At 71.8% G+C, this 26,780-nt stretch carries 23 protein-coding genes and 3 pseudogenes; 11 read left to right on the top strand and 15 right to left on the bottom strand.

Annotated elements, in window-relative coordinates:
• Window positions 1-246 precede the first annotated feature (246 nt).
• Window positions 247-1,131, top strand: a complete 885-nt coding sequence (locus AB0P41_RS29835; protein WP_365935174.1) for a DUF5937 family protein — start codon at window positions 247-249, stop codon at window positions 1,129-1,131.
• Between the two features lie 37 nt (window positions 1,132-1,168).
• Here AB0P41_RS29835 and AB0P41_RS29830 read toward each other — a convergent pair whose 3' ends face one another.
• Complete coding sequence (locus tag AB0P41_RS29830) at window positions 1,169-1,621, bottom strand: VOC family protein (RefSeq protein WP_356716038.1); 453 nt, start codon at window positions 1,619-1,621, stop codon at window positions 1,169-1,171.
• Window positions 1,622-2,030: 409 nt separating this feature from the next.
• Window positions 2,031-2,341, bottom strand: a pseudogene (locus AB0P41_RS29825) (Uma2 family endonuclease); the annotation flags it as partial.
• 172 nt (window positions 2,342-2,513) lie between these two features.
• On the opposite strand from AB0P41_RS29825, the gene AB0P41_RS29820 reads away from it, so the two are divergent.
• Window positions 2,514-3,509 carry a helix-turn-helix domain-containing protein gene (locus AB0P41_RS29820; RefSeq protein ID WP_365935171.1) on the top strand — a complete coding sequence of 332 codons (996 nt, stop codon included), beginning with the start codon at window positions 2,514-2,516 and terminating at the stop codon, window positions 3,507-3,509.
• Between the two features lie 239 nt (window positions 3,510-3,748).
• Here AB0P41_RS29820 and AB0P41_RS29815 read toward each other — a convergent pair whose 3' ends face one another.
• Window positions 3,749-4,147, bottom strand: a complete 399-nt coding sequence (locus AB0P41_RS29815) for a TetR-like C-terminal domain-containing protein (protein WP_365935169.1) — start codon at window positions 4,145-4,147, stop codon at window positions 3,749-3,751.
• 265 nt (window positions 4,148-4,412) lie between these two features.
• Window positions 4,413-6,263 carry an NAD(P)/FAD-dependent oxidoreductase gene (locus AB0P41_RS29810; RefSeq protein ID WP_365935167.1) on the bottom strand — a complete coding sequence of 617 codons (1,851 nt, stop codon included), beginning with the start codon at window positions 6,261-6,263 and terminating at the stop codon, window positions 4,413-4,415.
• A 202-nt stretch (window positions 6,264-6,465) separates the two neighbouring features.
• On the opposite strand from AB0P41_RS29810, the gene AB0P41_RS29805 reads away from it, so the two are divergent.
• On the top strand, window positions 6,466-7,485 hold the full coding sequence (locus AB0P41_RS29805) for an SMP-30/gluconolactonase/LRE family protein (protein WP_365935165.1): 1,020 nt from the start codon (window positions 6,466-6,468) through the stop codon (window positions 7,483-7,485).
• A gap of 89 nt (window positions 7,486-7,574) precedes the next feature.
• Here the strand turns inward: AB0P41_RS29805 and AB0P41_RS29800 are convergent, their stop codons facing one another.
• From AB0P41_RS29800 to AB0P41_RS29775, 6 genes are all read right to left on the bottom strand, one after another.
• Entirely contained in the window at window positions 7,575-8,165 is a 591-nt protein-coding gene (locus AB0P41_RS29800) for a helix-turn-helix domain-containing protein (RefSeq protein ID WP_365935163.1), read from the bottom strand.
• A 43-nt stretch (window positions 8,166-8,208) separates the two neighbouring features.
• On the bottom strand, window positions 8,209-9,018 hold the full coding sequence (locus AB0P41_RS29795; RefSeq protein WP_365935161.1) for an alpha/beta fold hydrolase: 810 nt from the start codon (window positions 9,016-9,018) through the stop codon (window positions 8,209-8,211).
• A 79-nt stretch (window positions 9,019-9,097) separates the two neighbouring features.
• The gene (locus AB0P41_RS29790; protein ID WP_356716026.1) at window positions 9,098-9,361 is read right to left on the bottom strand and encodes a type II toxin-antitoxin system mRNA interferase toxin, RelE/StbE family; all 264 of its coding nucleotides are present in this window, start codon (window positions 9,359-9,361) and stop codon (window positions 9,098-9,100) included.
• Window positions 9,354-9,620, bottom strand: coding sequence for a type II toxin-antitoxin system Phd/YefM family antitoxin (locus AB0P41_RS29785; protein WP_365935194.1), 267 nt, complete (start codon window positions 9,618-9,620; stop codon window positions 9,354-9,356). Before AB0P41_RS29785 ends, AB0P41_RS29790 begins: the two co-directional genes overlap by 8 nt.
• A 273-nt stretch (window positions 9,621-9,893) precedes the next feature.
• Entirely contained in the window at window positions 9,894-11,798 is a 1,905-nt protein-coding gene (locus AB0P41_RS29780) for an SMI1/KNR4 family protein (protein WP_365935158.1), read from the bottom strand.
• Window positions 11,799-12,257: 459 nt separating this feature from the next.
• Window positions 12,258-14,843 (bottom strand): glycosyl hydrolase family 65 protein, encoded by a 2,586-nt coding sequence (locus tag AB0P41_RS29775; protein WP_365935156.1) that lies wholly within the window; start codon window positions 14,841-14,843, stop codon window positions 12,258-12,260.
• 90 nt (window positions 14,844-14,933) lie between these two features.
• On the opposite strand from AB0P41_RS29775, the gene AB0P41_RS29770 reads away from it, so the two are divergent.
• Window positions 14,934-15,416, top strand: coding sequence for a cupin domain-containing protein (locus AB0P41_RS29770; RefSeq protein ID WP_356716021.1), 483 nt, complete (start codon window positions 14,934-14,936; stop codon window positions 15,414-15,416).
• Between the two features lie 61 nt (window positions 15,417-15,477).
• Here AB0P41_RS29770 and AB0P41_RS29765 read toward each other — a convergent pair whose 3' ends face one another.
• Window positions 15,478-16,833 (bottom strand): glycoside hydrolase family 18 protein, encoded by a 1,356-nt coding sequence (locus tag AB0P41_RS29765; RefSeq protein WP_365935154.1) that lies wholly within the window; start codon window positions 16,831-16,833, stop codon window positions 15,478-15,480.
• Between the two features lie 234 nt (window positions 16,834-17,067).
• Between AB0P41_RS29765 and AB0P41_RS29760 the strand changes: the two genes are divergently transcribed.
• The 6 genes and pseudogenes from AB0P41_RS29760 (at window position 17,068) to AB0P41_RS29735 (ending at window position 22,821) form a co-directional block, all read left to right on the top strand.
• On the top strand, window positions 17,068-17,820 hold the full coding sequence (locus AB0P41_RS29760; protein WP_356716017.1) for a GntR family transcriptional regulator: 753 nt from the start codon (window positions 17,068-17,070) through the stop codon (window positions 17,818-17,820).
• A 298-nt stretch (window positions 17,821-18,118) separates the two neighbouring features.
• Window positions 18,119-18,553, top strand: a pseudogene (locus AB0P41_RS29755) (hypothetical protein); the annotation flags it as partial.
• Window positions 18,554-18,767: 214 nt separating this feature from the next.
• Window positions 18,768-18,950 carry an SPOR domain-containing protein gene (locus tag AB0P41_RS29750; RefSeq protein WP_356716015.1) on the top strand — a complete coding sequence of 61 codons (183 nt, stop codon included), beginning with the start codon at window positions 18,768-18,770 and terminating at the stop codon, window positions 18,948-18,950.
• Window positions 18,951-19,035: 85 nt separating this feature from the next.
• Window positions 19,036-19,440 carry a (deoxy)nucleoside triphosphate pyrophosphohydrolase gene (locus tag AB0P41_RS29745; protein ID WP_356716013.1) on the top strand — a complete coding sequence of 135 codons (405 nt, stop codon included), beginning with the start codon at window positions 19,036-19,038 and terminating at the stop codon, window positions 19,438-19,440.
• Window positions 19,441-19,616: 176 nt separating this feature from the next.
• Window positions 19,617-20,054, top strand: a complete 438-nt coding sequence (locus AB0P41_RS29740; protein WP_365935151.1) for an ATP-binding protein — start codon at window positions 19,617-19,619, stop codon at window positions 20,052-20,054.
• 193 nt (window positions 20,055-20,247) lie between these two features.
• Entirely contained in the window at window positions 20,248-22,821 is a 2,574-nt protein-coding gene (locus tag AB0P41_RS29735) for a SpoIIE family protein phosphatase (protein ID WP_365935192.1), read from the top strand.
• 27 nt (window positions 22,822-22,848) lie between these two features.
• Here AB0P41_RS29735 and AB0P41_RS29730 read toward each other — a convergent pair whose 3' ends face one another.
• The 4 genes and pseudogenes from AB0P41_RS29730 to AB0P41_RS29715 form a co-directional block, all read right to left on the bottom strand.
• Window positions 22,849-23,562 (bottom strand): PspA/IM30 family protein, encoded by a 714-nt coding sequence (locus AB0P41_RS29730; RefSeq protein WP_356716009.1) that lies wholly within the window; start codon window positions 23,560-23,562, stop codon window positions 22,849-22,851.
• A 75-nt stretch (window positions 23,563-23,637) separates the two neighbouring features.
• Complete coding sequence (locus tag AB0P41_RS29725) at window positions 23,638-25,734, bottom strand: TPM domain-containing protein (RefSeq protein ID WP_365935190.1); 2,097 nt, start codon at window positions 25,732-25,734, stop codon at window positions 23,638-23,640.
• Between the two features lie 81 nt (window positions 25,735-25,815).
• Entirely contained in the window at window positions 25,816-25,968 is a 153-nt protein-coding gene (locus AB0P41_RS29720) for a twin-arginine translocation signal domain-containing protein (protein ID WP_365935150.1), read from the bottom strand.
• A gap of 79 nt (window positions 25,969-26,047) precedes the next feature.
• Window positions 26,048-26,173: pseudogene (locus AB0P41_RS29715) on the bottom strand (glycoside hydrolase family 1 protein); the annotation flags it as partial.
• A gap of 112 nt (window positions 26,174-26,285) precedes the next feature.
• Here AB0P41_RS29715 and AB0P41_RS29710 point away from each other — a divergent pair.
• Window positions 26,286-26,753, top strand: coding sequence for a MarR family transcriptional regulator (locus AB0P41_RS29710; RefSeq protein WP_365935148.1), 468 nt, complete (start codon window positions 26,286-26,288; stop codon window positions 26,751-26,753).
• Window positions 26,754-26,780 lie beyond the last annotated feature (27 nt).

The raw sequence follows: 26,780 nt of genomic DNA, 5'->3' as shown, positions 1-26,780 counted from the left end.
GTCAGCGAGCGGCTCGCCTCGTCGGGGGCTCCGGGTGGACCTGGACGTAGCGGCTGTTCACCGGGGGAAGTTCAGCGCTTCGAGCGGCGAGCCGTTGCATGAAGCGGGGCCGCGCCCGGTCGGCTGAGTCGTGCCGGCGGTAGCCTGCTCGACGTGCCACAGAAGTATGTCGAGTTCCGCCTTGCTTCGGAGGACATCTCCACCGTCCGATTCGGTGTGTCACCAGGGCATGAGATCGTCCACGCGGTGCGGACCCTCAGTCGGCCTCAGGAGCAGCCGCTGCAGTGGGGATGGCTGCGCGCCGTTCGCGACGATGTCCCGCGGGATTCCCTCGATTTGCTGCGCCTCGTCGTGGGCGAAACCGGGTACTCGCCCGATCTGTTCACGTCGGCCGCGTCGTGGGATCTCACGCCTGCGGATGAGATCGAGAGGCTGCGGCAGGCGCCGCTCGAGCCGATCTCGGTCGACATGCGCAAGCGCGCGGTCCGCAGCGCCGGCGTGGCGCGGGCCGCGCTCGAGAGGATGGCGGCCGATCCCGCGAGGATCCGCGCCATGATCGTGCACCACGTCGAGGCGCTCTGGGAGGCCGCACTCGCGCCGTACTGGGCGCAGATCGAACGCATTCTTCATGCGGACATCGGCTCCCGGGTGCGACGGATGACCGCGGACGGTCTGGCGGGGATGGCGGCCGATCTCGGCGAACGTGTCGAGTGGAGCGCCGACACCGTGCGCGTCCGGATAGAACAGCACGAGGAGATCGTCGACTGCCAGGGGCGGGGCCTCGTGCTCGTGCCGTCGTTCTTCGGGCGCCACTGCGCGGTGCTCACGGAGCCGCCCGCGCAGCCGACGCTGTTCTACCCCGCGCTCGGTGTGTCAGAGGTGTGGCATCGTGCCGATTCGGCGGACGCGCTGGCGGGCCTGCTCGGGGAGAGCCGCGCCGCGGTGCTCGTCGCGCTCGGCGCGTCGCTGTCGACGACGGAGACCGCCGGAGAGGCCGGGATCGCGGCTTCCACCGCATCCCACCACCTCGACGCCCTGCGCGCCGCCGGGCTCATCGCGTCCCGGCGTGCCGGGCGGCGCGTGCTGCACGCGCGTACGCCGCTCGGCGACGCGCTCGTCCACCGCGTCTGACGCGGTGGACGAGCACATCCGGGGCCGGTGCGGAGGGTCACCGCCCGGGGACGAGGTCCGGTCCCGCGCCGTGCTCGGCGACGTAAGCCTCCGGCCCCTGCTCGGTGGCCTGGGGCTCCATGTAGAGGAACTCGAGGACGTTGCCGTCCGGGTCCTCGAGGGAGCGCCCGTACATGAACCCGTGGTCCTGCGCGGGGCGCGGCTCACGACCGCCCGCGGTGACACCGGCGTCGACGGTCCCGTCGACGTGGTCCCGCGAGTCGCGCGAGAACGACAGCAGGACCTGGGCGACCGAGTGCGGGTCGGCGATCTGCTTGTCGGTGAACTGCGAGAAGTGCCCATGGGTGAGCACCATGAAGTTCGTGTTCTCGTCCCAGACGACGCATGCGGCGTTCTCGTCGGTGAACATCGGGTTGATGTCGCAGCCGAGCGCCTTGTAGAAGGCCTTGCTGCGCTCGAGGTCGGTCGTCGTGATGTTGACGAAGATCATGAGGTCTCCTGGTGTCGGACGGGCAGGTCCTGCGGTTGCCGAGATCAGGCTGGCACCAGGGTCGTGGACATCCAATCGATTCGACGTGCGTCGAAAGGTCACGGTGTCTGGTGTGCTGATCGCGAGCGTCGACCGGGATTGCCGGCGGCCGCGCTGAAGGCGGTCGCCGCGAATGCGGGCGGCAGGTCGGCCGGCAGGCCGGTCACCTGGGATGGGAGAGCCTGCCGCCATCGCATGACGCGGTCGCCGGGCCGAGCCGCGAAGCCGCCGACGGGTGGCACGCCGAGGCTGGGTGACTGCTGGCTTGACGACCACCGACCGGGCGTCTCCACTGGTGAGTGGTCCGCGCCCAGGTCTCACTTGGGTCAGTCCGTCCCCTGCCGCGTTTCCGTACTGAGGTGGTGCTGCCTCAGCCGCGGCGGGGTGGAGCAAGCTTCTCCAGGCCGAGGTTGATCTCGAAGGGCACCGGACGGTTGAGCGTGTCCCTGAAGATGCCAACGGGTACCACCTCGACGGCGAGGCGTGCTTCATCCGGCGCGAACCAGGTGCGGTCACCGTCGAAGTCGGCCGTCGTCACCAGCAGATCCGGCTCGGGCCGATTGCGTTGATCGAGTTTGATGGTCATCTCACGTCCGATCCCTACGTCGGTCGGCGCCTGCTCCATGAGAACTACACGGTGAGCATCGTGACGAGGTGGGCGTGTCACCACCGCTGCGGGGACGGGGATTCTCCGTCGCGGCCCCGGCCGGTCTGCAGGACGCCCCGTGACAGCCGTCCAGGGTTGACACAGGCGGCGTGAACTGGCCTGGAACAGTCGCCTCTTGAACGCAGTGCGGGGTCGCCGTTTAGGCTGCCGGAAGCTGAGACTCCGCGAGAAGGCCGAGGTGGGCGCGTGATAGGGACCGTTTTTCACACCCGCGAGGTGCTGGCCGCCGAAAGGTTCGACTACTGGCGGGAACTCGTCGGCCGCACCAGGGCGAGCGAGATGAGCAGTCCGTACGCCGACGACTTCCAGGCGGAGATGCGGCTCATGGAGCTGGGCCCCGTGACGGTGTGGCCGACGTCGTTCCTGCCGGCGTGCTACCGGATGAGCTCTCGGCGGGCGCAGCGGACCGACGACGGGATGTATCACCTGACGCTGCTACTGGAGGGAGAGCTGACCCTCGAACACGTCGGTGGCACGGACACCTTCGGCCCCTGTGACCTGCATCTGGTGGACGACTCCCTGCCGTACGACCTCCGTCCGTCCGACGGGGGAGCGAGCGGTCGCGTACGAGGGGTGGGCGTCGACTTTCCGAAGGAACTGCTCCCGCTGGCGCCGCACCGGCTGAGGCGGGTGCTGGGCCGTGGCCTTCCCGGACGTGAGGGAACGGGTGCGCTGCTCGGCGGGTTCCTCACCGGCCTGGAGCAGCAGGCGGCGGCCCTCCGGCCGGATGACGCCCCCCGACTGGGCGCGGTCGTCCTCGACCTGGTGTCGGCCCTGCTGGCCCAGACCCTGGACGCCGAGTCCGCACTGCCGCCCGAGAGCCGCCGGCAGGTTCTGCTTCGGCAGATCGACGCGTTCATCCGGGAGAACCTGCACGACCCGGAGCTGTCACCGCGCGTCGTCGCCGCGGCGCACCACATCTCCCTCAGCCATCTGCACCGCGTGTTCGAGGACCAGGCACAGGAGACGGTCGCCGCGAGGATACGGAGGGGGCGCCTGGAGAACGCGCGGCGCGACCTGGAGGACCCCGCGCTACGGGGCGACCCGGTCTACGGGATAGCCGCGCGCTGGGGCTTCCCCCGCGCCTGCGGATTCAGCCGGGCCTTCCGGACCGCGTACGGGCTCTCGCCCAGGGAGCACCGGCTGCGGGCCCTGGGCGAGAGGGAGCAGGAGGACGTATGACGGTCAGGAAGGGGTCCCTGGCCGTGGTGGACAGGGACCCCACCGCGTGGAGCGGGGTCCTGGCCGTGATGGACAGGGACCCCACCGCGTAAGGCGCCCGGGCCGTGGTGGTTCCAGTGGACGCGGTGACAAGAAACCGTGGACGGAAGGGCAACATCACCGCGTTCCGGCCCGGCACTGTTGGGTACGTGCAGTCGGTGCCCGGCGGGGGAGGGTACCGGCTGCACGGTCGGTTCCGCTCAGGCACCGGTTCCGGGGCGCCTGAGTCCGGCCAGCAGGTCGTGGAGCAGGCCCTCGGCCCGGCCGGGTGAGGCGTCGCCCGTGCGGGTGAGCAGCTGGTCCAGGACGGAGCCGATGAGGGCGTCGGCCACCGCTTCTAGATCCGCGTCGGCGCGGAATTCGCCACCGGTCACACCCGCGCGGAGGCAGTTCACGAGCGTTTCGTACTGCGCGCGGGTGTGGTGCCCGTAGAGGTTCTCGGCGTCGTGCGGGCTCTCGGCCGCGGCCGCGATCAGAGCGAGAACCATGGCCGCGTGGTGCGGGTCGCCGACCGAGGCGGCGTAGGCCCGGAACCAGTCGGTCAGCTGCTGGGTGGTGTCGCCGGTGGCGTGAGGGCCCGGCGGTTCGGTGCCGGGCACCGCCGCGAGGAAGCTCCGCAGCACGGCGTCGGCGACGAGGGCGGCCTTGGAGGGCCACCTGCGGTAGACCGTGGGCTTGCCGACCGCCGCCGAGGCGACCTGGCGACCTTCATCACCGGCAGCGACCTGCTCGTCGACGGCGGTGTCGTCGCGGCCATCCGCGCCGGCCGCCCCGCGACGGCTGCCTGATTCCCGCGACGGCTGCCTGATCCCGCGACCGCCGGGGCAGGAGCGGTCTCCTGCCCCGGCGGACGGCTTCGTTCCGTCAGTTGCCGCCCGCCTCGGGTACGAGGCCCCCGGCGCGGGGCTCCGGCCGGGGAGCGGTCCTGGGGCGCAGCACCTCGTCGATGGACTCCTCGCGCCACTCCTTCAGCAGTTCGTGGAAGGCGACCGCGCCGTGGGGGTAGGCGCTCGCGGAGTTCGGCCGGCCGAGGCCCTCGCGGTTGTAGTAGCCGGGGGTGCACCCGGCGTGGAACCACTCGTGGTCGGGCGCGTCCTCGGCCATGACGGCGATCCAGGCGTCCTCGGAGGCGCGTGAGGGTTCCAGGAGGGCGTTCCCGGCCTCGGCCGCCGCGACGAGAGCGGCGGCGTGGACGGCCTGTTCGTCCAGGACGTGCGTGAAGTTGACGCTGCTGGCGTTGTGCAGCGACCCCATACGGATCAGGTTCGGGAAGTTGTTGCTGGTGAAGCCGTGCAGGGTGCGCGGGCCTTCCTGCGCCATCGCGTGCAGCAGCTGCGTGCCGTCCCGGCCGTGGACGGGGAGTCTGCCCGAGTGGATGCCGGAGACGCCGACGGAGAATCCCGTGGCGAAGATCAGACAGTCGAGTTCGTACGTGTCGCTGCCGACGACCACACCCTCTTCGGTGACGCGCTCGATGCCATGGGTGTCCGCGGTGTCGACCAGGGTGACGTTGTCGCGGTTGAACGCCGAGTAGTACTTGTCGGAGAAGGTGGGGCGCTTGCAGGCGTACCGGTACCAGGGCTTGAGCTTCTCCGCCGTACCGGGATCGGCGACGGCCTGCTCGACACGGGTGCGCAGCTCGTTCATCTTCGCGGCGTCGGCCACCTCGTACGCGGTCTCGAAGGCCGGGCCCCGGTCCGGGCGGTTGAAGCTCGGCAGGAGCTTCTCCAGGAGTCCGGCCGAGGAGGTCCAGCCGTCGGCGACGAGGTCCCGGTCGGCCGCCTCGCCGGAGACGATGCGCAGGAAGTTCTCGCGGCGCTCCCGGGCCCAGCCGTCGCGGTCGGCGCCCACGTCCTGCGGGGTGGTGCGGCGGTTGGCCCGCACGTCCACGCTGGAGGAGGTGCGCTGGAAGACGTAGACGTGCTGGGCGTCCTCGGCCAGCATCGGTATGACCTGGACGCCGGTGGCGCCGGTGCCGACGATGCCCACACGCTTGCCGGCGAGGCCGGTCAGGCCGCCGTCCGGGGTGCCGCCGGTGTAGGCGTAGTCCCAGCGGGACGTGTGGAACGTGTGGCCCCGGAAGGTCTCGATCCCCGGTATGCCAGGCAGTTTCGGCTCGGACAGTGTGCCGGTGGCGGTGACGACGTACGTGGCCTGGAACGCGTCGCCGCGGTCGGTGGCCACGATCCACGTCTCGGAGGCCGCGTCCCAGGTGAGCGAGGTGACCGTGGTGGAGAACAGGGCGTCCGGATAGAGGTCGTACGTCTGGGCGACGCGCATCGCGTGGCGGCGGATCTCCTCGCCGGGGGAGTACTTCCACTCCGGCACATAGCCGGTCTCGTCGAGCATCGGCAGATAGACGTGCGACTCGATGTCGCAGTGGATGCCCGGGTAGCGGTTCCAGTACCAGGTGCCCCCGAAGTCACCGCCCGCCTCGACGATCCGGACCCGCTCCACGCCCTGCTGCCGCATCCGCGCCCCGGCGAGGATCCCGCCGAACCCGCCGCCGATCACAGCGACGTCGACGGTGTCCTGCAGCGCCTCGCGCCCGGCCGGTTCCCCCGCGTACGGATCGGCGGCGTAGTAGCCGAACTCCGCGTCCGTGTTCAGGTACTGGCGTGCTCCGTCGGGCCGTACGCGCCGCTCGCGTTCCAGGTCGTAGCGCTGCCTCAGTGCCGCGAGTTCATCGGGGGCCGGCGCTTGAGTGGTGGTCATGTGGGGGTCTCACTCCAATCGGTCAGCCGCCCTCGGCTGAACGGCCATCAGCTACCGTAGCAATGACCGGACAGTGGTGTCCGGTTGCCTGTGCGGGTGGCCGAAAACGCCCGTACGGGGCGTCCTGGCACCCCTGCCCGGTCCCGTCGGCCTCCCGGCCGGCGGTGCCCCGCCCCCTCCAGACAGGAAGAGTGATCCCCCCATGCGACGAACTCCGGTCCGGTCCCTTGCCGTACTCGCCACCGTCGGCGCCCTCGCCCTCACCGGATGCGGTACGCAGACGAGTGCCTCCGCCGGCCGCGAAGCCTCCGCCGGCGCGGACAGGACCATCCGCGCCCACCAGGTCATGCAGTTGACGAAGGTGCACGAAGAGACCGGGATGACCCTGCTGGAGGGCCCGGTCTTCGACGAGGACGGCGACCTGCTGGTCGTCGACGTCACGGCGCCCGAAGGGAAGCCCAAGGTCATGCGTGTCGACGTGCGGAAGAAGAAGTCGCGCGCGTTCCACACGGACGGCCGGGGGGCTTACACCTCGGCCCAGTTCAGCCCGTACGACGGACGGATCTACCTGACCGACTACTCCCACGGCGAGATCGTCAGCCTGGCCCCGGACGGCGGCGACCTGCGGACCTTCTTCTCCGGCGAGGTGGACGGCGCGCGGATGAACCCCGATGACATCGCGTTCGACGAGGAGGGCAACCTGTACGTCAGCGACTCACGCAGCCTGTCCGTCGGGGACGCGAAAGCCCGTGTGGTGCGCGTCGCGCGCGACGGCGCGAAGGCCACGGTCGTGGCCGGGGATCTCGCCTCGGTGAACGGGATCTCGTTCGACGCGGACTACCAGGGCCTGTGGATCAGTGAGCTCACGGAGAACCGGATCTCCTACCTCCGTCTTGACGGGGAGGGGCGGCTCGCCTCCCGGCACACCGCCATCCGCGTGGACGCCGGGATCGCCCAGACCGACTCGATCGCCGTGGACGCGGACAGCAACCTCTACCAGGCGCTGCACGGCCGGGCCGCCATGGCCGTGTTCGACAAGCACGGCGAGCGCCTCGCCACGATCGAGCTCCCGGCCGGCGCCCGGGGGCTCGAGTCGGCGACGAACGTGGCCATCACGCCCGGCGGGACGAAGGCGTACATGACCGTCAGCGGACCCGCCGGCGGCTACCTGTACACCTTCGACGCCCTGGCGGAGGGCATCCGGCAGTCCAACGGCGGCTGACGACCCGTCCTCAGGCGTCGCTCTCAGGCGTCGCTCTCAGGCGTCGACCTCAGGCATCGCCCTCAGGCCCCCGACCGCAGGCATCTACCTCAGGCGTCGAAAGGCCGCACCGGCCCCACCTCGACGCCGAGCAGCCGCCACGCCGCCGCCGCCCGACCCTCCCGCACCTCGCGCGTGGGACCGTTGGTGGCGCCGGAGACCATGGCGACGGCAAGCATGAGGTCGTTCGGCGCACTCAGCCGATGCCCGTCCGGCAGGCGCTCCCGCAGGGCACGCTCGACCCGGTCCGAGAGGGTCAGGGCGTGTGCGAGAGCGTCCGAGCGGCCGGTGGCCCCGCGCACGTGCAACAGGCCGAGGAAGGCCGCCGACTCCGTCAGGTGCCAGGTCAGTACGCCGAGGACATCGGCGAACAGCATGTCATCGGCTGCGGCGGCCTCCTCGATCTGCCGCACGTTCTCCTCCAGGACCGCGGTCGCCACCGCGTCCCGGTCGGGGAAGTGCCGGTACAGAACGCCCTGCCCGACCCCTGCCCGCCGGGCGATCGAGGAGAGCGGGGCGTCCAGTCCCTGTGCCGCGTAGATCTCCCGGGCGGCCACGATCAGCGCGGCACGGTTGCGGGCGGCGGCCTTCGGGCCGCCGTTCGCGGGCCGTCTCGCGTCCGGCAGAAGGGGCTGGCTCATCCCGAAAGGGTACCGTCCGCCCGGAACATGCCTACCGGTCCCGTCACGCGGCCACGCGGGTGCCGAGGAAGGTCAGGAGCGCGTCGTTGAAGGCCGTGGGCTGCTCGGCGCCCGGAAGGTGCCCGGCCCGCTCGATGACGACGAGATCGGCGGACGGGACCAGGCGGTGCATGGCCCGGGCCTCGGCCACCGGGGTGTAGACGTCGTCGGCCCCCACCAGGATGAGGACGGGTACGGAGGTCCCGGCGAGGGTGTCGCGGTAGTCGGGCCGTTCGGCCCGCCCGCGCAGTGCGGCGGCGGCCCCTTCGGGGGCGGTGGCGCGCATCATGGCCAGGACGTGCGCGGCGACGTCCGGGAGGGCCGTGACGTTGTACGGGGCGATCATCCTGTCGATCACCTCGTCCGCGTAAGGCCCCATGCCTTCCGTGAGGAGCCTGTCGGCCAGGGCGGTGCGGAACGCCTTGCCCTCCTCGGTCTCGGCGATCGGGGAGGTGTCGGAGAGGACGATCCCGAGCACCCGTTCCGGCCGGGTCCGCTGGAACTCCATGGTGATCTGGCCGCCCATGGAGACCCCGCCGATGACGACGGACTCCAGGCCGAGCGTGTCCAGGAGCCCGGCGATGTCGTCGGCGAAGTCGGAGAGCGGGCACGTGCCCGGCACGACCTCGCTGCTGCCGTAGCCGCGGAGGTCCGGTGTCACGACGCGGTATCCGGCGGCCGTGAGGGCCGTGACCTGGGGCGCCCACAGGGTGTGGTCGAACGGATGGCCGTGTACGAGCACCACGGGTATGCCGTCCGAGGGCCCCTGGTCGTCGTAGTGGAGGGACACGCCGTTGACCACAGTCCTGATCATGCAGGGCACTGTAATCGCCGCGATGAGGCCGCCGATTTGCCGGGTGCTGGATATGGCGACTCTGCGGCAGGAACCTGGTTCAGCTGCCGTGGACAGTGGAGCGATGTCCGACACGGATGACCCATACGACCAGTTCGCCGTTGTCGACGGTGTAGATGACGCGGTAGTCCCGGACCCGCAGCCGACGGCGCTCGGACCGGGACACGAGCGCGGTGGTGTTGAAGCCGAACGGATCACTTTCCAGTTCTGCCAGCTTGGTCAGGATGCGGAGCGCCGCCTCGCGTGGGACCTTGCGAAGCTCCGAGCGGGCCTCCGGGTGGAAGACGGTGCGGTACTCACTCACTGCGGGCCAGCGTCTCACGCATGATGTCTTCGATGGGGATCCCGGCCGACCGGCTCGCCATGCGGTCGTCGATGAGCCGGTTGACCTCGCGCTCCTCCCATTCCTGGTACTTGCGGAGCACCTCGATCGACACGACTGCGGCGACCTCTTTGCCGCGCCGGGTGATGACGGTAGGTGTGTCGTCACGATCAGCGCGTTCGACGACTTCTGCCAAGTGGGCACGAACATCGCGAATGCTCTCCATGGGCATCTGAGTCATGAGCTCAAAGGCAACGGGTGTCCCATGTGTACACAAGTGCGCGCAGGCTTCGGTCTGCATTTCAGCGAGAATCGCATTCAGGACGTAGAGAGTGATCACGGTGCCGATGTGCGGCTCCAGCCCCGGAGCCTCAGGCCACCACGACCGCGTTTTCAGGCTCGAGCGCCGGGCCCCGGAAGCCCTGCCACCCCCGAAAGAGCGGACAGGGCCGTCCCGGCGCTCGACGTCCGAAACCCGGGATCCGGGTTTCGGTGGGCGTGGGGAGTCCCGGATTCAGGAGCGGTGCCGCACGAAGGTGGCATAGGCGAAGTTCTCGCCCTCGCGTGGCGCCCGGGTCCAGGACCGGGTGGTGAAGGTGCGGAGGCGGCCTTGGGTCAGTGCGAAGTGAGGCAGGGAAAGGCCGAGTTCAGTGTGCAGGGCTTCCAGCGCACGCAGCTCGTTGTCCAGTCCGGTGGCCTCCGGGAGGAACAGCCGGGCGGGGTCCAGGGCCTCGGGTATCGCGCCCGATCGCTGGATCTCCGTACCCCGCACGGTGAACGCGTAGAGCTCCTCGCCCTGTTCGGCCACCGACAGGTGGAACGTGGCCGGGCTGCCACCCGGGTACGAGCGGCTCGCGTCGTGCCACATCACCACCGCGCGACCGGACGAGGAGGCGGCAGGGGCGGGGGACACGAGCCGGTCGTTCAGGTACTGGGGGTCGCGGTCGAAGGCGAAGGCCCACCCGTCGGAGGTACGGCCGACGGCGACCGTGGCCCGGTCCTCCCAGGGTTCCGTGTGGTCTCGCGCGCCGTCCTCGGATGCCCGCCGCCAGCGCGCCCAGTGTTGATCCACGGGCGCGCTCAGCGCGGAGCCCTCCTCGCCGATCAGGCCGGGCAGGCCGGCGGGATCGAGCCCCTCGACCCAGACGCAGCGGTACCTGTCGAACGGCCGCCGGTTCGAGATGGACTCCGTCAGCCAGGCGAGGCCCGGCGGGTCCAGATCCGGCACCGGCTCGGGAGCGGGGCCCTTCTCTCCGGCCCGTGGCGTCGCGAGGATCTCCCGACCGCGCTCCGGGGTGATCAGCGGGCCCAGGACCGGATCGGCGAGCAGGCCGATCGGCGCGATCAGCGAGGGCCCGGGCGCCTCCCACAGCGGCAACGCCTCCCGCAGCACCCGCCACGCGGCGTCGGTCGCCCCCCAGCGGGCCGGTTCCCGGGCCTCGGCGACGGCCCTGCCCCACGGGCCCGGAGGCGCGTACTGATGGGTGCCGTCCCGCATCGCGCCCAGTACCGCCTCGGCGTTCTCCCGGGGCACCCCGCGGGCGGCCATCATGCCGAGCCAGTGGTCGTCCCCGCCCAGCCGCCATTCGCCGCGTGCCGGTTCCATGGCCTGTACGGGCAGGATCTCAGCCATATAGAGGGGGTCGGCCACCAGGTAGCCGTAATCCTTGGAAGCGCGCGGCGCCAGCAGCTGGTGGAGCTGGTGGAACAGGACGGCGCTCCGAGGCCGTCCGAAGGAGAACGCCTCCTCCAGCAGGGGCAGGGCCTCCTCGTGCCGTCCGCGCAGGGCCAGCAGACGGGCCTCCTCGACGTGGGCGTCCTGTGTACGGGTGGTCGCGTTGACGAAGTCGGGCCTCTCCACCCGGTCGGAGTGGAAGCTGCGGTACATGGCCTCCATGTAGGCGCGGAACGACGGGTAGCGGGCCGGGTATTCGCCACCCCAGCCCTTGTAGAGGTAGAGCGCCCACTCGCCGTCCTGGTCGCTGTCGCCCGGGTCGAGCAGGGCGTACGACATGTCGGAGTCCGTCTCCAGTCGCAGCGCGCGGCGCCACATCCCGGCCAGCAGGACCTCCTCCTCGCGCGGGTTGACACCCAGACTCTCCTCGTACATCGGGGTCATGCCGAACGGATCCCGGAACCAGTCGATGTCCGCGACGCCGCCGAGCTGGTAGACCCCGGCCACCTGGTCCACGTGCCACCCGTCGCTCACGGCCAGGAACTCCCGGTACGAGGGCGGCAGCCGCCGGCCCAGCCGCTCTTCGGCAGCTGCTATCGCGGCCTCGCCGGCGCCGGGTCTGCCCTGACTGACGAGGGTCTGTCCGTCCTCGTCCTCCTCGTCCTCGTCCTCGTCCTCGCGGGGGACCCACTCCTCCTGCCAACGCCCGAGAAACGTGGGCCAGTCGAAAGTCTCACTGTTCATGACCGGATGGTGTCACCGGGTACTGACAATCCCGTAGGAAGGACCCCCGTCGATCGGTCGGTGGCGACGCGGGACGTCACCGAAGGCGGCTTCGTGGAGGAGAGGTCGGGCACGTCCACGGGAAGGGAGGGGACGGACGCGCGCGGGGTCGCGGACGGCAGTTCGGTCACCGGACCGACGGGGTCCCCCCGTAGCTTCACCGCTGCCGCGCCCTGCGGCTCGTACGGCGTCGACGAGTGGCCCGACTCGGGGCGCGGCGTGTCCCCGGCCCGTTCCCACGGCGGGTTGCGAGGGAGGAGGCGGCGGAGTGCGCGGACGTTCCAAAGCCGGGCGGGAAGCGGGGAACTCCCTGCCCGGGGCGGGCCGCTGCCCTGGTCTGCGGGGACTCGGTGGGAGGTCGGGGACGGATTGGTGTCGCGTATGTCTGGTATGGGTGTCCGTAACTTCCCAGCAGCACCCTCAGGGGGCGCTGCGGGCCGTCAGGGAGGTTACGGATGGGGGTTTCGTTGCGTCTGCCGAGTGGACCGTCAGTCTGATCTGGCGGGCTGTGGTGCCTGGTTCGTACGGGTGCCAGGTGTGGCCGTCCAGGGAGGTCTCCAGGGTGTGGGACGCCGGTGCGGTGTCCGCCCAGCGGGGGGTGAGTGAGGCGAGCCGGGTCGCGTGCCTCAGCGGCACCGTCAGCGTGCCCGTCGCGCCGTCCGGCGACCAGGCGGTCGACGGGCTGCCGTCCACCGCCGCCTCGGCGTACAGGCCGGGGGCCTCCGACGTGGCCGTCGCCGGGCGACAGCGGGCCGCGTCGGACGTGGGGGCGAGGTCGGGGCGGCGCGTGGGGAGCGTGAGGGTGCCGGAGAGGCGGCGCGGACCGGCCGGGGTGTGGACCGTGAAGGGCTCGCCGTCCGTCAGCCGGACCGTGGTCGTCCGGGGGCCGACCGAGATGTCGTACGTACGGCCCCGGTAGCGCAGCCCGGTCAGCTCCACCCCCTCACGGAGCTGCGGGGGCAGGAGCGGGTCGAGGCGTACGCCGTCCTCGCGGAGCCTGAGCCCGGTCAGGCCGTGCGTGAAGACCTGGAGGAAGCCGCCCTTGCCGGTGACGAAGTCCTCGGCGGGGAAGCCCGAGAGCGGGTCCTCGGCCCCCGACTTCTCGCCCCGCGCCTCGGAAAAGAGGTTGTAGGGGCCACGGACGAACGGCCGTACGGCGCGCCGGAGGTACGTGTACGTGGCGCACCCCGGCTCCCCGATCGCGGCGGCGTCGATCGCGTGCACCGAGTCGGTCATCGCGGGGCCGTCCGGGTCGGTGCGGGCCGCGTAGTAGTCGAGGGTCGCGGCTGCCGCGCCCTCCGCCATCGGCCACTCCAGCGGGTAGACCAGCAGCACCGTGTCGGCCTGTTTGATGGTCGAGCCGTTGTAGCCGGCGTACTGGAGGAAGAGCTTCCGCTCGGCGTCGTACGGGATGCGCAGTCCGTCGGCGACCCTGGTCCAGCCGGCGGGCGCCGGGTGGCCGAGGAGCTCGGCGGCGCGGGTGGCGTTGCGCAGGGCGGTGGCGGCGACCGCGTTGGTGAAGACGCCGTCCGTGACGCCGTTGCTGTACTCGTCGGGGCCGGCGACGTTCTTCACGGAGTAGCTGCCGTCGGGGTTGGCCGTGGCGCGCGACTGCCAGAAGTCGGCGATGCCCTTCAGCAGCGGCCAGCCCCGGCCGGCGAGCCAGTCGCGGTCGCCGGTGGCCAGGTAGTACTGCCAGACGGCGAGCGCGATGTCGCCCTGGAGGTGGTTCTGGGTGAGGCAGTGCGGCGGGTCCCAGCTCTGGCACTCGGAGTCCAGGCGTCCCTTGCTCGCGCTCGTCCAGGGGTAGAACAGCCCTTCGTGGCCCAGCTTTTCGGCGTTGGCGCGGGCGGCGTCCCGGGTGCGGTAGCGGTACTCCACGACGGAGCGGGCCAGCTCGGGCCGGGTGGCGAGCAGCCCCGGGTACATCCAGGTCTCCGCGTCCCAGAACACCATGCCCGCGTAGTTGTCGCTGGTCAGCCCGGCCGGGGCGATGCTGTCCGAGGAACCGGGCCGGGTGTTGGCCAGGAGCCCGTACTGCGCGGCCCGCAGCCAGGCCTGCAGGTCCGGGCTGCCCGGCGTCCTGATGTCGGAGGCCCAGGCCCGGCGCCAGGCCGCCGCGTTGCTGGCGAGGACCCCGGACCAGCCGCGCCGGGCCGCGCGGTCCGCCGCCGCCCCGGCGGAGGCGAGGGGGGTGCGGGAGGTGAGGGAGGTGTCGACTCCGACGTACTTCTCGAAGGTGTACGAGTGCCCCGCCCGCACCCGGGCGGTGCGGACGCCGTCGGTGCCCCGTTGGGCGATCGCCCCCGACGTGCCCGTGCCGAGCGTGCGGAACGTGCCGTCGCCGGCGACCGTGACCCGGCGCGCCCCGCGCTCGTCCAGCCGGCCCGTGACCGTGGCGGTGCCGCTCCAGTGCGGGGTCATCCGCAGGCGTACGGCGCCGGTGTGCACGTCGGAGCGGTCGGCCAGCACCTCGTAGGTCAGGTCGGTCGCGCGGCCGTCGGCCGTGGTCCACCGCAGGGAGGTGACCACGACGCCGCAGCGCAGATGGAGGGTCTGGCGGTAGCGGGAGACCTGGCCGGCGGGGGTGGCGGAGCCGTACGTCTCGGAGCCGACGCGCACGTCGAGCGTGGTCCAGGACGGCAGCGCGGCAAGCACTTCGCGGCCCTCGGCGAGGCCCTCGTCACGGGCGTAGAGCCCGGAGACGAAGGCTCCGTCGTACCGTGGGGTGTAGAGGGGCCAGCCCGTCTTCCCGCCCGTGACGGCGTATCCGGCACCGGTGGCGGGGACGCGGTGGCCCAGGTAGCCGTTGCCGACATAGGGGTCGTATCCGGCGGCCTCGCCGAAGGTGGTGGAGGCCGGTGCCCAAGAGGCGTCGGGGCGCGCGCCCGTCGTGCCGCACACCGGGTCCGGGGCGGGCCCGGCGGCGTGCGAGAGCGGCGGCAGGGGGAGGACCAACGCGCCCGCGACGACCGGCGCGAGAAGAGAGATGCGCTTGAGGCTCACCCCCTGAAGGTAGGGAAGGCGACGCCGCCGGTGCGGTACCGGCGCGCGGGACGAGCGGACCGGTCCACGACCGGAGGCAGGGAGAGCGGCATGTCCTATCCGGAACCCGTCCACACGGACGGCGCGGGCGAGATCAGCGCGGCGTACCGTCCGGCCGGCACCGCCCCGGACCTGCTGACACGCGGCGGCGGATCCACCCACTACCTGGCCACGACGGAGTCCACGCACGGCGAGTTCGGGCTGTACCGCATCAACATGGGGCCCAAGGCCGGCGGCCCGGCCGAGCACTTCCACCGGTCGATCTCCGAGTCGTTCTTCATCCTCGGCGGGACGGTGCGGCTCTACGACGGCGAGCGGTGGGTCGACGCCACCGCCGGCGACTTCCTCTACGTACCCCAGGGCGGCCTGCACGCCTTCCGCAACGACTCCGAGGAACCCGCTTCCATGCTGCTGCTCTTCACGCCCGGAGCACCCCGCGAGGAGTACTTCGAGCAGGTCGGGAAGGTCTCCGACTGGCCCGAGAAGCAGCGGGCGGAGTTCTTCATCAAGCACGACACCTACTGGACGGGCTGATTCCGGGCACGCGGACCGTGCGGGGGCGGCCTTACCCCCGCACGGTCACATCGGCCGCCGGTCAGCGGCGGCGCAGCCCCCGGTCGACGGCGGTGATCAGCTCGCCGTCGTCCGTGTCGCCGTCCAGCGACCAGAACATCGCGCCGCCGAGACCCCGGTCGCGGATGTACGAGGACTTGGCGCGCAGCACCTGCGGATCGTCGTACGTCCACAGGGTGGTGCCGTCGAACAGCCAGGCGTGGCCGTTGCGGGTGTCCCGGTGCACCGCGAACCGTCCGGAGTCGGCCAGCTTCCTGAGCGCCTTGTAGTCCTCGTAGCCGGCGGCGTACGTGGCGGGCGCGGGCGCCGTCGCGGGCTGTCCGAGGCCGTCCCCGCCCCCGGTGACGCCCGTCCATCCCTGACCGTAGAACGGCATGCCCATCACGAGCTTGCGGGCGGGAGCGCCGCGCTTGATCCAGTCGCGGACCGTCCGGTCGACGCTGAAGTCGCCCCTGGCGTACAGCGCGGACTGCTGGGCGGTCGTCGTCTCGCCCGAGACGTGGAAGTCGTAGCCCTGGAGGTTGACGAAGTCGAAGTCCCGCATGATGCGCGGCACGTCGAAGCCCGCGTCGATCTTGGCGGGAGCGGCGGGGACGAAGGCGGACAGCTCGTAGTGCTTCGGCTTCCCCTTGCCCTTCCGGTTGCTCTTGGCATAGGCGTCGAGCTGGGTCCGGAACTCGTGCACCAGGGCTGTGAAGTTCTTCTTGTCCTCGGGGCGGTACACCGTGTCCGTGTCGCCGTCCGAGCCGGGCCACTCCCAGTCGAGGTCGATGCCGTCGAAGAGGCCGGCGGCGGCTCCCTCGCCTCCGCGGGCGCCGTCCACGGGCAGATTGCCCTTGATGTACAGGTCGAGGCAGGAGGAGACGAGCGCCTTGCGGGACGCGGCGGTGCGAGCCGCGTCCGAGAAGTGCGTGGACCAGCTCCAGCCGCCCAGGGAGATCATCACCTTGAGGCCGGGGTGCGCGGCCTTGAGCTCACGCAGCTGGTTGAAGTTGCCCGCGAGGGCCTGCGTGTCGGTGTCGGCGACGCCGTCGACCGACCCGGCGGCGTCCAGCGGACGGGCGTAGTCCGCCCAGGCGTCGGCCTCGCCGGGAACGTTGCCGGTGAAGCACCGGCCTTCGGCGTTCACGTTGCCGAAGGCGTAGTTGATGTGCGTGAGCTTGGCCGCCGTACCGCTGGTTTCCAGGTCCTTGACCTGGAAGTCGCGTCCGTAGACGCCCCATTGGGTGAAGTAGCCGACGGTGCGGTACGCGCGGCCGTGATGGTCCGGGCCCCGGTCGTGGCCGGGTCCGCCGGCGGTGGCCGCGGGGGCGAGGCCTGCCAGCAGGCCCAGGGCGCAGGCGGCGGTGGTCAGTCCGGTCAGGGTTCTTCGGCGCATGGGGCTCGTTCCTGTGCGTGGTCCGGGAAGGGCTGGAGCCGTGCTGTGCACAGGAAGGTATTGGTCTGGACCAAAAACGGTCAAGAGTCCGGGGCGTTCCGGGCGTATGGCTGGCCCGGGTATGCGCAGGTGGGCGCGGAATCATCACTTCGAGTGAAACCCTGGCCTGTGCTTGCGGTACTCAACCCACGGTTGCAACGCTGTTGCTGTCTGTCAACCTGTTGGGAGTGGCCTGTGCCTTTCGGTGAGCAGCCCGCCTATCTGCGCGTGGCGAGCGATCTCAGGGAGAAGATCGTCAACGGCGCGCTGCCGCCCCATACCCGCCTGCCGTCGCAGGCCCGTATCCGTGAGGAGTACGGCGTCTCGGACACCGTGGCGCTGGAGGCCCGCAAGGTGCTGATGGCCGAGGGCCTCGTCGAGGGCCGGTCGGGCTCGGGCACCTATGTGCGGGCGCGTCCGGTCCCGCGCCGGATCGCCCGCTCCGGCTACCGGTCGGGGTCGGGGGCCAGTCCGTTCCGTCAGGAGCAGACGGCGGAAGGGGCGCGGGGGACGTGGGAGTCCCGCAGCGAGCAGGAGGGGGCGAGCGACGAGATCGCCGAGCGGCTCGGGATCGAGCCGGGTGACCGTGTGATGCGCACGAGGTACGTCTTCCGGGAGGCGGGCGAGCCGATGATGCTGTCCACCTCCTGGGAGCCCCTGGCCGTCACGGGGCGTACGCCGGTGATGCTGCCGGAGGAGGGCCCGCTGGGCGGCTGCGGTGTCGTCGACCGCATGGCGGCGATCGACGTCGTCGTGGACAACGTGGCGGAGGAGGTCGGCGCGCGCCCGGGGCTGGCGGAGGAGCTCCTGGCGCTCGGCGGGGTGCCGGGCCATGTGGTGATGGTGATCGGGCGGACGTACTACGCCTCGGGGATGGCGGTGGAGACGGCCGATGTGGTCGTTCCCGCCGACCGCTACAGGATTGCCTACCATCTGCCCGTCAAGTAGCCGCCGGGGTGCGCGGGGTGACAGGTGGACGGCCGTGGTGACCGCTGGGAGCGACGGTCTGTCCGCATCGGTTGGCGCGGGCTTCATGAACCCCGGCCGTACGCAACCGGAGGGCAACCGTTCGCCGTGCCCCCTTGTCATGTCCAAGTCCTAACTTCCCGTGCGTCAGCCGCACGGCGGACCGACGGACGGGAAGTCACCGATGGCGGAAACCGCAACGTCCACGGCGGGCGAACCGTCGCGGCAGGAGCCGCAGGAAGACCCCCGGCCGCCCCGGCGCAGCTACGCCAGGCGCGCGGAGTTCAAGCGGGCTTACCTGTGCGCGGTCAATCCGGCCGGCTTCGGCGCGATGGTGATCGCGTCGACCGTCTCGATCCTCGCCTTCTTCGGTCTCTTCGGCTGATACGCGGAGGCCTTCTCGACCTTCATCGCGGCCGGACTGTCGCTGGTCCTCTGCCCGTTGATCGCCTGGCTGACGGAGGGGGAGTACTACCTGGCGCGGCCGAACCCGGTGAACGGCCCGGACGTCGACATCGCCGATATCACCGCCACGCACACCTGCACGGTGTGCGAAACCGCCTACGAGCTCCCTGACATCGCCGACTGCCCGGTCCGGTCGGGGCCGATCTGCTCCCCGTGCTTCTCGCTGGACGAGGAGTGCGGAGACGTCTGCCGCAAGGCACCCACTGCAGGCCCGGTGCCGATGCCGGTCGTACGGACGCCCGCCGGCTGATACCGCAGAGCCGCCGGCTCGTGGCCGGAAGGGGGCGCATTCTGAGGAGTGCGCCCCCTTTGGTATGGCCGGATGCGTGTCTCTTTGTGTAAACACGCATCCGCTGAGTGAAGGTCAGGCGTACGCTCGGGCATATGCGTACTGCGGTTTCCTGGGGATCCTTAGAGACGTGCACGCCGGTGGGGAGAGGGGCGGGATGCAGGGGAGGGAAGTCATGACTGACAGTGGTGCCGTGCTCCCCTGGCTGGTGATCAGACAGGACGACAACGGCAACAGATACCGCGTCGGGCGTTATGCGACGCAGGACGAGGCCCAGAAGATCGCCGAGGGCCTGGACCGTCATGGACACAAGCAGCTCTACTGGGTGGAGCGAACGAGCCGGAGCGCGCGCCCTTAGCACGCCGGCAGCGCACCGGCAGCGCAAGACGGCGCACAGCGGCGTACCGGTGGGAGGGATTCACCGGGGAGTTACGCTCCCGTCCATGAGTGATTCCGTGGTGGTGGCCGGGGCCGTCTGCCACGGCGGGCGGCTCCTGGCCGCCCGCCGCAGCGCCCCGCCGGAGCTGGCCGGGCGCTGGGAGCTGCCGGGCGGCAAGCTGGAACCCGGGGAGAGCGGCGAGCAGGCGCTCGTACGGGAACTCCGCGAGGAGCTCGGCGTGGAGTCGGAGCCCCTGGAGCGCCTCCCGGGGGAGTGGCCACTGAAGCCGGGCCTGGTGCTCCGGGTGTGGACGGTGCGGCTGCTGTCGGGTGAGCCCGCGCCGCTGGAGGACCACGACGAGCTGCGCTGGCTCGCGCCGGAGGAGACGGACACCGTCGACTGGCTGGACCAGGACCGTCCCGCCGTGGCCGAAGCCGTACGACGTCTGCGGGAGGCCGCGCGGGCCTGAGCGGCGCGGCCGCGCGCCCCTGGGGCGACGCCCGTTTCCGTTCGTTCGCCGCCCGGCAGGGCGACGTACACCCGTACGCCCTATAGGGCGGCACCTGCGGTAGGTTGCGACGTATATCGGGTATGTGCCGATTATGCCCTGCTGACAGGGTGCGCCCCCGCTGCCGTCTCTGGGAAGTGATCGGCGTGACCGATACCGAAGGCGATTGTGCCGAGTGGAGCTTCCCGGCGGTGCCGGGCTCCGTGCGCAGCGCCAGGCATGCGGTCCGTGACGCACTGCACCAGTGGGGGTTCGACGCGGCGGTGGGGGACGTCGCCGTGCTCCTCGTCAGCGAACTCGTGACCAATTCCCTGCGCTACGCCTCCGGCCCCATCGGCGTCCGGCTGAGGTGGCCGCATCCCGACGGTGAGGTGCCCGACGCAGGTGCCGAGGGGTGGGGCCTGCTGGTGGAAGTCTCCGATCCGGTTCCGGATCCGCCCACCGAACGCACGGCCGGACCCGAGGACGAGAGCGGTCGCGGACTGCAGCTCGTGGCTTGTTCCGCGCGCCGCTGGGGGACCCGGCGCGGCAGAAGTGGCAAGACCGTGTGGTTCGAGCTCGCTCTGCCTGGTTAGGAGAGGGAAGGGACGCACAGCGATCACCGGAGGTCGGGCAGAACCTGGCTGAAAGGGACTGAGACCGTGCTGTGATCGTGAACGCCGTGCCGGTGAGGGCCGTAGTGCTGAATACTGCGGGCAGGACCGGTCCGGTGTGTGAGCTGGAGGGGACGGTCGCGTGAGCGAGATACCTGGGACGGCGGGCGACGTCATGTGGCAGAGCAGCCCGCCCGGCTCGATCTATGACTACATCAGGGTCGCATCGTTCTCGATCGGGCCCGACGGGCTGATCGAGCAGTGGAGCCGGCGGGCCGCCGGCCTCTTCGGCATGGCCTCCGACGAGGTGGTGGGCAAGGACCCGGTCGAGGCGTTCATGCCCGCCGAGCTGCGCCCGGGCGCCCACAGGCGGGTCGCCGAGATCCTGGACGGCAAGGAGTGGACGGGCGTCGTCCCGTTCCGGATCCCGGGCGACGACGGGGTCGGCGGGCTTGCCGAGATCTATGTCATGCCGAGCGAGACGGGGGCCGGGGAGCGCGCCGCGCTCTGCATCGTGGTCGACGTCAGAGCGCTGCGGCGCATCGAGACGGACCTCGCTGCCTCACAGGCGATATTCGGCCAATCTCCCTTCGGTTTCGTCCTCTTCGGTACGGACTTCACCGTCGTGCGCGCCAACAAGCGGTTTGCGACCGTCTTCGGCGGCGAGGCCGACGACCACCGCGGCCGCACGGTGGACGACTACCTGACCCGCGGGGAGGCCGAGCGCCTCTCCGGCACGCTCAAGCGGGTCCTGGAGACCGGTGACGCCGTCACCGACCTCCAGCTCGTCGGCACCCCGCCCGGCACCACGGGCCGGCGCCACTGGTCCATGAACCTCTACCGGGTGCACAGCGGCGCCGGACGCCCCGTGGGCGTCGCGGGACTCGCCACCGATGTCACGCAACGGCACATCGCCGCCCGCGAGGCCGCCAGCGCCCGCCGCAATCTCGCCCTCCTCAACGAGGCCAGCGCCCGCATCGGTAACTCCCTCGACCTGGAGACCACCGCCCGGGAACTGCTGGACGTCGCGGTGCCCGTCTTCTGCGACCTCGCCTCCGTCGACCTCTACCAGGGGCTGCTCACCGGCGAGGAGGCCTCGCCCGCCAGCTGGGGCAGGCACCAGGAGTCCGGCACCGGCTCCGCCGAGCTGCGCCGGGTCGCCCATGCCAGCGCCGTCTCCGACGCCCTTCCCGGAGCCCTCTCCGGCGTGGGCGGTGGAGCGGAGGCCGCCGGGGACACCGGGCACCCCGCGCTCGGTGCGGTCCACCGCTACCCGTTCCACTCCCCCTGTGCCGTCGCCCTGCGCACCGGCCGTGTCGAGGACGTGCCCGGCGACGAACGCGGCTTCGTCCACTCCACCCTCGCCGTGCCGATGGTCGCGCACGACGTCGTCGTAGGCCTCGTCCAGTTCTCCCGCACCAAGGGCAGCGAGCCCTTCGGGGAGCGGGACCGGGCGCTGGCCACCGAGCTCGCCGCCCGCGCGGCCGTCTGTATCGACAACGCCCGCCTCTACCGCCGGGAGCACGAGCGGGCGCTCATCCTCCAGCGCAGCCTGCTCCCGCCGGGCGACCCCGAGGCGGCGGGCCTGGACATCGCCTGCCGCTACCTTCCGGGCAACACGGCCACGGAGGTCGGCGGCGACTGGTTCGACGTCATCGAGCTCCCCGGCCACCGCACGGCCCTGGTCGTCGGCGACGTGATGGGCCGTGGACTGCGGGCAGCCGTCGCGATGGGTGAACTCCGCACCGCCGTACGCACGCTGGCGCTCCTCGACCTGGAGCCCGCCGAGGTCCTCTCCGCCCTGGACGAGGTCGCCCGTGGGCTGGGCACCCCCGGGGGCGGCGAGCGGAGCGAAGGCTTCGGCGCGGGCGGCGGCGCCCAGTGGCCCTCGCGGGCCGCCCACAAGTCACGCGAGGCAGACCTCTCCGAGGTGTATCTGGCGACCTGTGTGTACGCGGTCTACGACCCGGTCACCCGGCGGTGCACCTTCGCCAACGCCGGTCACCTCCCTCCGGTGGTGGCCGAGCCGGGTGAGCCGGCCCTGCTGCTCGACGTGCCCCCGGGCATGCCGCTCGGCGTCGGCGGCGAACCCTTCGAGGAGGTCGAGGTGGAGCTCAAGGAGGGCGCCCTCCTCGCCCTGTACACCGACGGGCTCGTCGAGTCGCGCGACCATCCGCTCGACGAAGGCCTCGACGCCTTCCGGCATGCCCTCACCGAACCGTCACAGCCCCTCGAGGACGTCTGCGACCACGTGCTGACGACCCTCGACACCCGGCACGGCGAGGACGACATCGCCCTGCTGATGGCCCGTATCCAGGGGCTCGCCCCGGACGCGGTGGGCGACTGGCGGCTTCCGCGGGAGCTCCGCTCCGTCGCCCGCGCCCGTGAGCTGGCCCGTACACAGCTCATCAGCTGGGGCCTGGACGACCTGGTGGACACCACCGAACTGCTCGTCAGCGAACTCGTCACCAACGCCCTGCGCTACGGCGAGGGGGAGATCCGGCTCCGCCTGCTCCGCGACCGCACGCTCGTCTGCGAGGTGTGGGACGCGGGTCTCGTCCAGCCGCGGCGCCGGCGCGCCCGCGACACCGACGAGGGCGGCCGCGGGCTGCAGCTGGTCGGGCTGCTCAGCGCGGCCTGGGGCTCGCGGCGCACCCCGCGCGGCAAGACGGTGTGGTTCGAGCTGGCGCTGCCCGACGGAGAGCCCGCCGCCGAGCTCTCCGTGGAGCAGCTGCTGAGCATGTACTGACGGGGCCCGGCGAGGTCATGGCCCCGGTCAGGAAGCCGACTTCAGGGCGGCGAGCCGCGCCTCGATCTCCGCACTGTCCCCAAGGCTGTCCAGCTGCTCGAACTGGGCGTCCAGGGACGACGCGGCCAGTTCCTGCTTGCCCACCGCCCGCGCCTCCTCGCGCCGGACCTTGTCCTCGAAGCGGCCGAGCTCGCTCGTCGGGTCCATGACGTCGATGCTCTTGACGGCGTCCATCATCCGGTTCTGCGCCTGGGCGGACGCGGCGCGTGCGACCAGCTCGTCGCGCTTGGACTTCAGCTGGGTCAGCTTGGTCTTCATCTGGTCGAGACCCGTCTTCAGCTTGTCCACCACCACCGTCTGGGAGGCGATCGTCGGCTCGGCCGTCTTCGCCTCCTGCTCGGACTGGAGCTGCCTGCCCAGCGCCACCTTGGCGAGGTTGTCGAACTTGTCGGCGTCCACTCCCGCTGCCGCGGCGCGCAGCTCGTCCGCCTTCCTGCTGGCGGCGAGCGCCTTCCGGCCCCACTCCCTCGCCGCGTCGACATCCTCCCGGTGGTCCTCCTCCAGCAGCCTGAGGTTGCCGATGGTGGCGGCCACCGCCTGCTCGGCCTCCGCGATGTTGTTCGTGTAGTCGCGGATCAGCTGGTCCAGCATCTTCTGCGGATCCTCCGCCTGGTCGATCAGGGCGTTGATGTTGGCCCGCGCCAGCTGAGTGACGCGGCCGAGGACGGTCTGCTTGGTCATGGCACCTCTCCTTGTGCGAGATCTCTTCGTACGGAAGCCGGTGGGGCGTACGGAAGCCGGTGGAGCGTATCGCGGTCAGAAGCGGCCTCCGCCGCCCCGCCGGCCACGCGTCCCCCCGCCGCCGAAGCTGCCCGGCCCGCCGCCGAACCCACCCCCGGAACCACCGAACCCGCCCCCGAAGCCGCCGCCGAACCCTCCGCCCCGCCCGCCGAGCAGCCCGCCCAGGAGGATGCCGCCCAGCACGGCACCGCCCGTCCCGCCCCCGCCACGCGGACCTCCGAAGCCGCCACCGTCGCCGTAACCGCGTACGTCCTGCTCGGCCAGGCTCCGCGCCTGCGTGGCCAGGGCGTCCGCCTGCTGCGCCTCGGCCAGGGCGGCCTGCGGGTCGCCTCCCTCCGCCAGCACCCGGGCCCTCTCCCACCGCCGCTGGGCCTCCGCCAGCCGGGTGCGGGCCTGGCTGCCCACCGCGCCCCGGTTGGTGGTGACGTAGTCCGCCGCGGCACCGATCGCCGCCCGCGCGGTGAGCATCGCCTGGTCGAGCAGCGAACGGGCCCGCCGGTCGCCGTGCTCCTGCGCGCGTGCTCCCGCCAGCGCCTCGTCCAGCGCGGCGTCCGCCTCCTCCACCCTGCGCAGCGCGTCGATCGGGTCGTAAGGGCCGGCGCCGATCTCCCCCCTCACATCTCGGGCCACCGCCTCGGCGCGGGCCACCCGGCCCCGCAGGTCCGCGGTCGGCACGCCCTCGGGGGTGCCGTCCAGCAGCCCCCTGGCGTCGGCGAGGTCCGTCTCGGTCTCGGTGAGGGCGCCCGGCAGCCTCTCCGCGGCCTCGGCCAGCTCCCCGGCCCGCCGGTCGACCGCGTCCACGAGGGTGGCCACCTGCTTGATCGCGCCCTCCGCCGCACGGACGTACACGGCGGCCCGGGAGCTGTCCCCGCTGTCCACGGCCTGGCGCGCCTGGTTGAGGGTGGAGGTGACGAAGACCAGCCGGTCCTCGGCCTGCTCGACGTCCCCGGCGGCGGGAGCGGTCGCCGACTCCGCGTAACGCTCCCGCATCGCGCCGAGGGCCGTCTGCGCGGCGGAGACGCGAGCGACCAGGTCACGGTAGGAGGTCTCGGCGGTGGCCACGGCCTGCGGGGCGGTCTGTTCGAGGGAGCGCAACCGGTCGAAGTCCTCCGACACGGCGTCCAGGCGTCCGTTGGCGTCCGAACAGCGGCTGATGATCTCGTCGAGCATGCGGCGCCGTGTCGCGTCGTCCTCGGGGAAGGCGTCGTCCAGCTGCTGCCGCAGCCGGAAGGCCGCGGTCAGCTCGTTCTTGGCGTAACGGACCGCCTCGGCGAAGGGGGCCGCGGCCTCCTCGCCGAACTGGGCCGTGGCGAAGCCGAGCTCCTCCTCGCTGGTGCGCACGGCGTCGTCCGTGTCGACCAGGTCCTCCTTCGCCCTCGCGTCCAGGTCCGGCAGGGGCACCGGCGGCTCGGCCGCCGCCCCCGCCTCGCCGCCCCAGCCGCCCGCCGCCGGCGTCGTCCGGGTCGTCGTACTCCGTCTGCGGCGGGTGAGGGCGAAGACCGCGACGGCGCACGCGACGACGAGTACGGCGACGGGCACGATCAGGTTCGCCGAGGCACCGCCGCCGGAGCCGCCCCCGGGGTCGGCGGCGCCCGGCGTGACGGCGGGGGTGGGCACGGGCTCGCCCCCGAGCACCGCCGCGTAGCCGTCGGCGGCGCCGATCGCTGCTCCGGCCCAGTCGTTCTGCCGGAGAGCCGGCTCGATCGCCGTGTTCGCCACGTCCTGGAGCTGCGCGTCGGTGAGGCGTGACCCCTGGTCGACGGAGTAGGCGTACTGCCGGTCGCGGGTGGCCACGGCCAGCAGCACGTCCTCCTGACCCAGGCCGTTACGGTTCGCGGTCTCGTCGGTCCAGGTCCGGGCGTCCCGGCCGGAGAAGTCACGGACGTACGCCACGAACAGCTGCACCCGCTGCTCTTCGAACAAGCGGTCGAGGGAAGCCTCGACCTGCCGCTCCCGGTCGCCGAGCGCGTCCACCTTGTCGGTGATCTGCCCGTCACGGGACAGGGTCACGGGGTCCTCGGCCCGGGCTCCCGGAGTGCCCGGCAGGGCGGTCCAGAGCACCGCCGCCAGGGCGGCGATGAGGACCCTGCCGGGTATCGAAAGCCGGGACATCCCGGTACGGCTCGCAAGCGGCGTCACATTTGGGAGGCTATGTCCGCCCACTGCCGCCCGCGACCCGGCACCGGGACCCGGTCAGATGCGGTACCTGTCACGGAACCAGGCATGGAGCTGCCCGGACCCGGAGCCGCCCGCCGGTACGGCGACGGCGTCCGGGGCGGTGAGAGCCCCGGCCGACAGGGCGGCTGCCCCTGTCCCGGCGGCGGTGAGAAATGTGCGACGGTCCATCGGATACCTCGCGGGAGGAGCCATCGACTGTCACCGTGCCGGCGGAGGGGCCGGTCAGGGGCCCTGCCGGAGGGCCGGCTCAGGCGGTGCGGGGCAGCTCGCGGGAGCGGCCGAGGGAGCCCAGCAATGCGGCGGAAGGACGCGCGGTGCGTTCGAACGTCTCCCGGTCCACGCCGATCAGGCCGAACGTCGGGGCCAACGAGCCCCTGGGCCCGGCGACGGGCAACAGCGGGCCCGTCCGCGCGCGCCGCCGGCCTTTACCCAAGAATAGACAGGCTGCCTTGCAAGCTGCCCTGTCCATCTTTACGGTGGAGACCATGTCCGGAACGAGAGAGAACGCAGCACCGCAGACCCCCGTCGACCCCACGGCCGAGGATGTGGCGACGGACCTCTCGGCCGTGGTCGGGCGACTGCTCAGGCGGCTGCGGAGCTCCTCGGCCGACAGTCTGCTCACCCCCTCCCAGCGCTCGGCCCTCGCCAGACTGGAGGACGGCGGGCCGGCCACGACGGCGGCCCTGGCCAGGGCGGAGCTCGTGCGGCCCCAGTCGATGCGGCTGACCCTCGGCGCGCTGGAGAGCCAGGGTTTCGTCACCCGGGCCCCCGATCCGGCGGACGGCCGCAAGTCCCTCGTGTCGGTCACGGAGGAGGGGAGCACCGTCCTGGCCGGGGTGCGCGCAGCCAAGCGGAGCTGGCTGGCCGACGCGATCGCCGGCGAGCTGGACGGGGCGGAGCGCCGCGCGCTCGCCGAGGCCGTCGAGCTCATCGGCCGTCTGGTCGACAAGTGACCCGGCGCGGGACGGAACCGGCCACCG

This window comes from Streptomyces sp. NPDC079167 (assembly GCF_040686735.1).
GTDB lineage: Bacteria > Actinomycetota > Actinomycetes > Streptomycetales > Streptomycetaceae > Streptomyces.
This window is presented reverse-complemented; position numbering and strand designations above follow the sequence as displayed.

Coding starts and splice junctions, on each gene's coding strand:
- AB0P41_RS29830 (WP_356716038.1), bottom strand. CDS start 1,621: ATGATCTTCGTCAACATCACGACGACCGACCTCGAGCGCAGCAAGGCC.
- AB0P41_RS29810 (WP_365935167.1), bottom strand. CDS start 6,263: ATGACCACCACTCAAGCGCCGGCCCCCGATGAACTCGCGGCACTGAGG.
- AB0P41_RS29805 (WP_365935165.1), top strand. CDS start 6,466: ATGCGACGAACTCCGGTCCGGTCCCTTGCCGTACTCGCCACCGTCGGC.
- AB0P41_RS29800 (WP_365935163.1), bottom strand. CDS start 8,165: ATGAGCCAGCCCCTTCTGCCGGACGCGAGACGGCCCGCGAACGGCGGC.
- AB0P41_RS29795 (WP_365935161.1), bottom strand. CDS start 9,018: ATGATCAGGACTGTGGTCAACGGCGTGTCCCTCCACTACGACGACCAG.
- AB0P41_RS29785 (WP_365935194.1), bottom strand. CDS start 9,620: ATGACTCAGATGCCCATGGAGAGCATTCGCGATGTTCGTGCCCACTTG.
- AB0P41_RS29780 (WP_365935158.1), bottom strand. CDS start 11,798: ATGAACAGTGAGACTTTCGACTGGCCCACGTTTCTCGGGCGTTGGCAG.
- AB0P41_RS29770 (WP_356716021.1), top strand. CDS start 14,934: ATGTCCTATCCGGAACCCGTCCACACGGACGGCGCGGGCGAGATCAGC.
- AB0P41_RS29765 (WP_365935154.1), bottom strand. CDS start 16,833: ATGCGCCGAAGAACCCTGACCGGACTGACCACCGCCGCCTGCGCCCTG.
- AB0P41_RS29750 (WP_356716015.1), top strand. CDS start 18,768: ATGACTGACAGTGGTGCCGTGCTCCCCTGGCTGGTGATCAGACAGGAC.
- AB0P41_RS29745 (WP_356716013.1), top strand. CDS start 19,036: ATGAGTGATTCCGTGGTGGTGGCCGGGGCCGTCTGCCACGGCGGGCGG.
- AB0P41_RS29735 (WP_365935192.1), top strand. CDS start 20,248: ATGTGGCAGAGCAGCCCGCCCGGCTCGATCTATGACTACATCAGGGTC.
- AB0P41_RS29730 (WP_356716009.1), bottom strand. CDS start 23,562: ATGACCAAGCAGACCGTCCTCGGCCGCGTCACTCAGCTGGCGCGGGCC.
- AB0P41_RS29725 (WP_365935190.1), bottom strand. CDS start 25,734: ATGTCCCGGCTTTCGATACCCGGCAGGGTCCTCATCGCCGCCCTGGCG.
- AB0P41_RS29720 (WP_365935150.1), bottom strand. CDS start 25,968: ATGGACCGTCGCACATTTCTCACCGCCGCCGGGACAGGGGCAGCCGCC.
- AB0P41_RS29710 (WP_365935148.1), top strand. CDS start 26,286: ATGTCCGGAACGAGAGAGAACGCAGCACCGCAGACCCCCGTCGACCCC.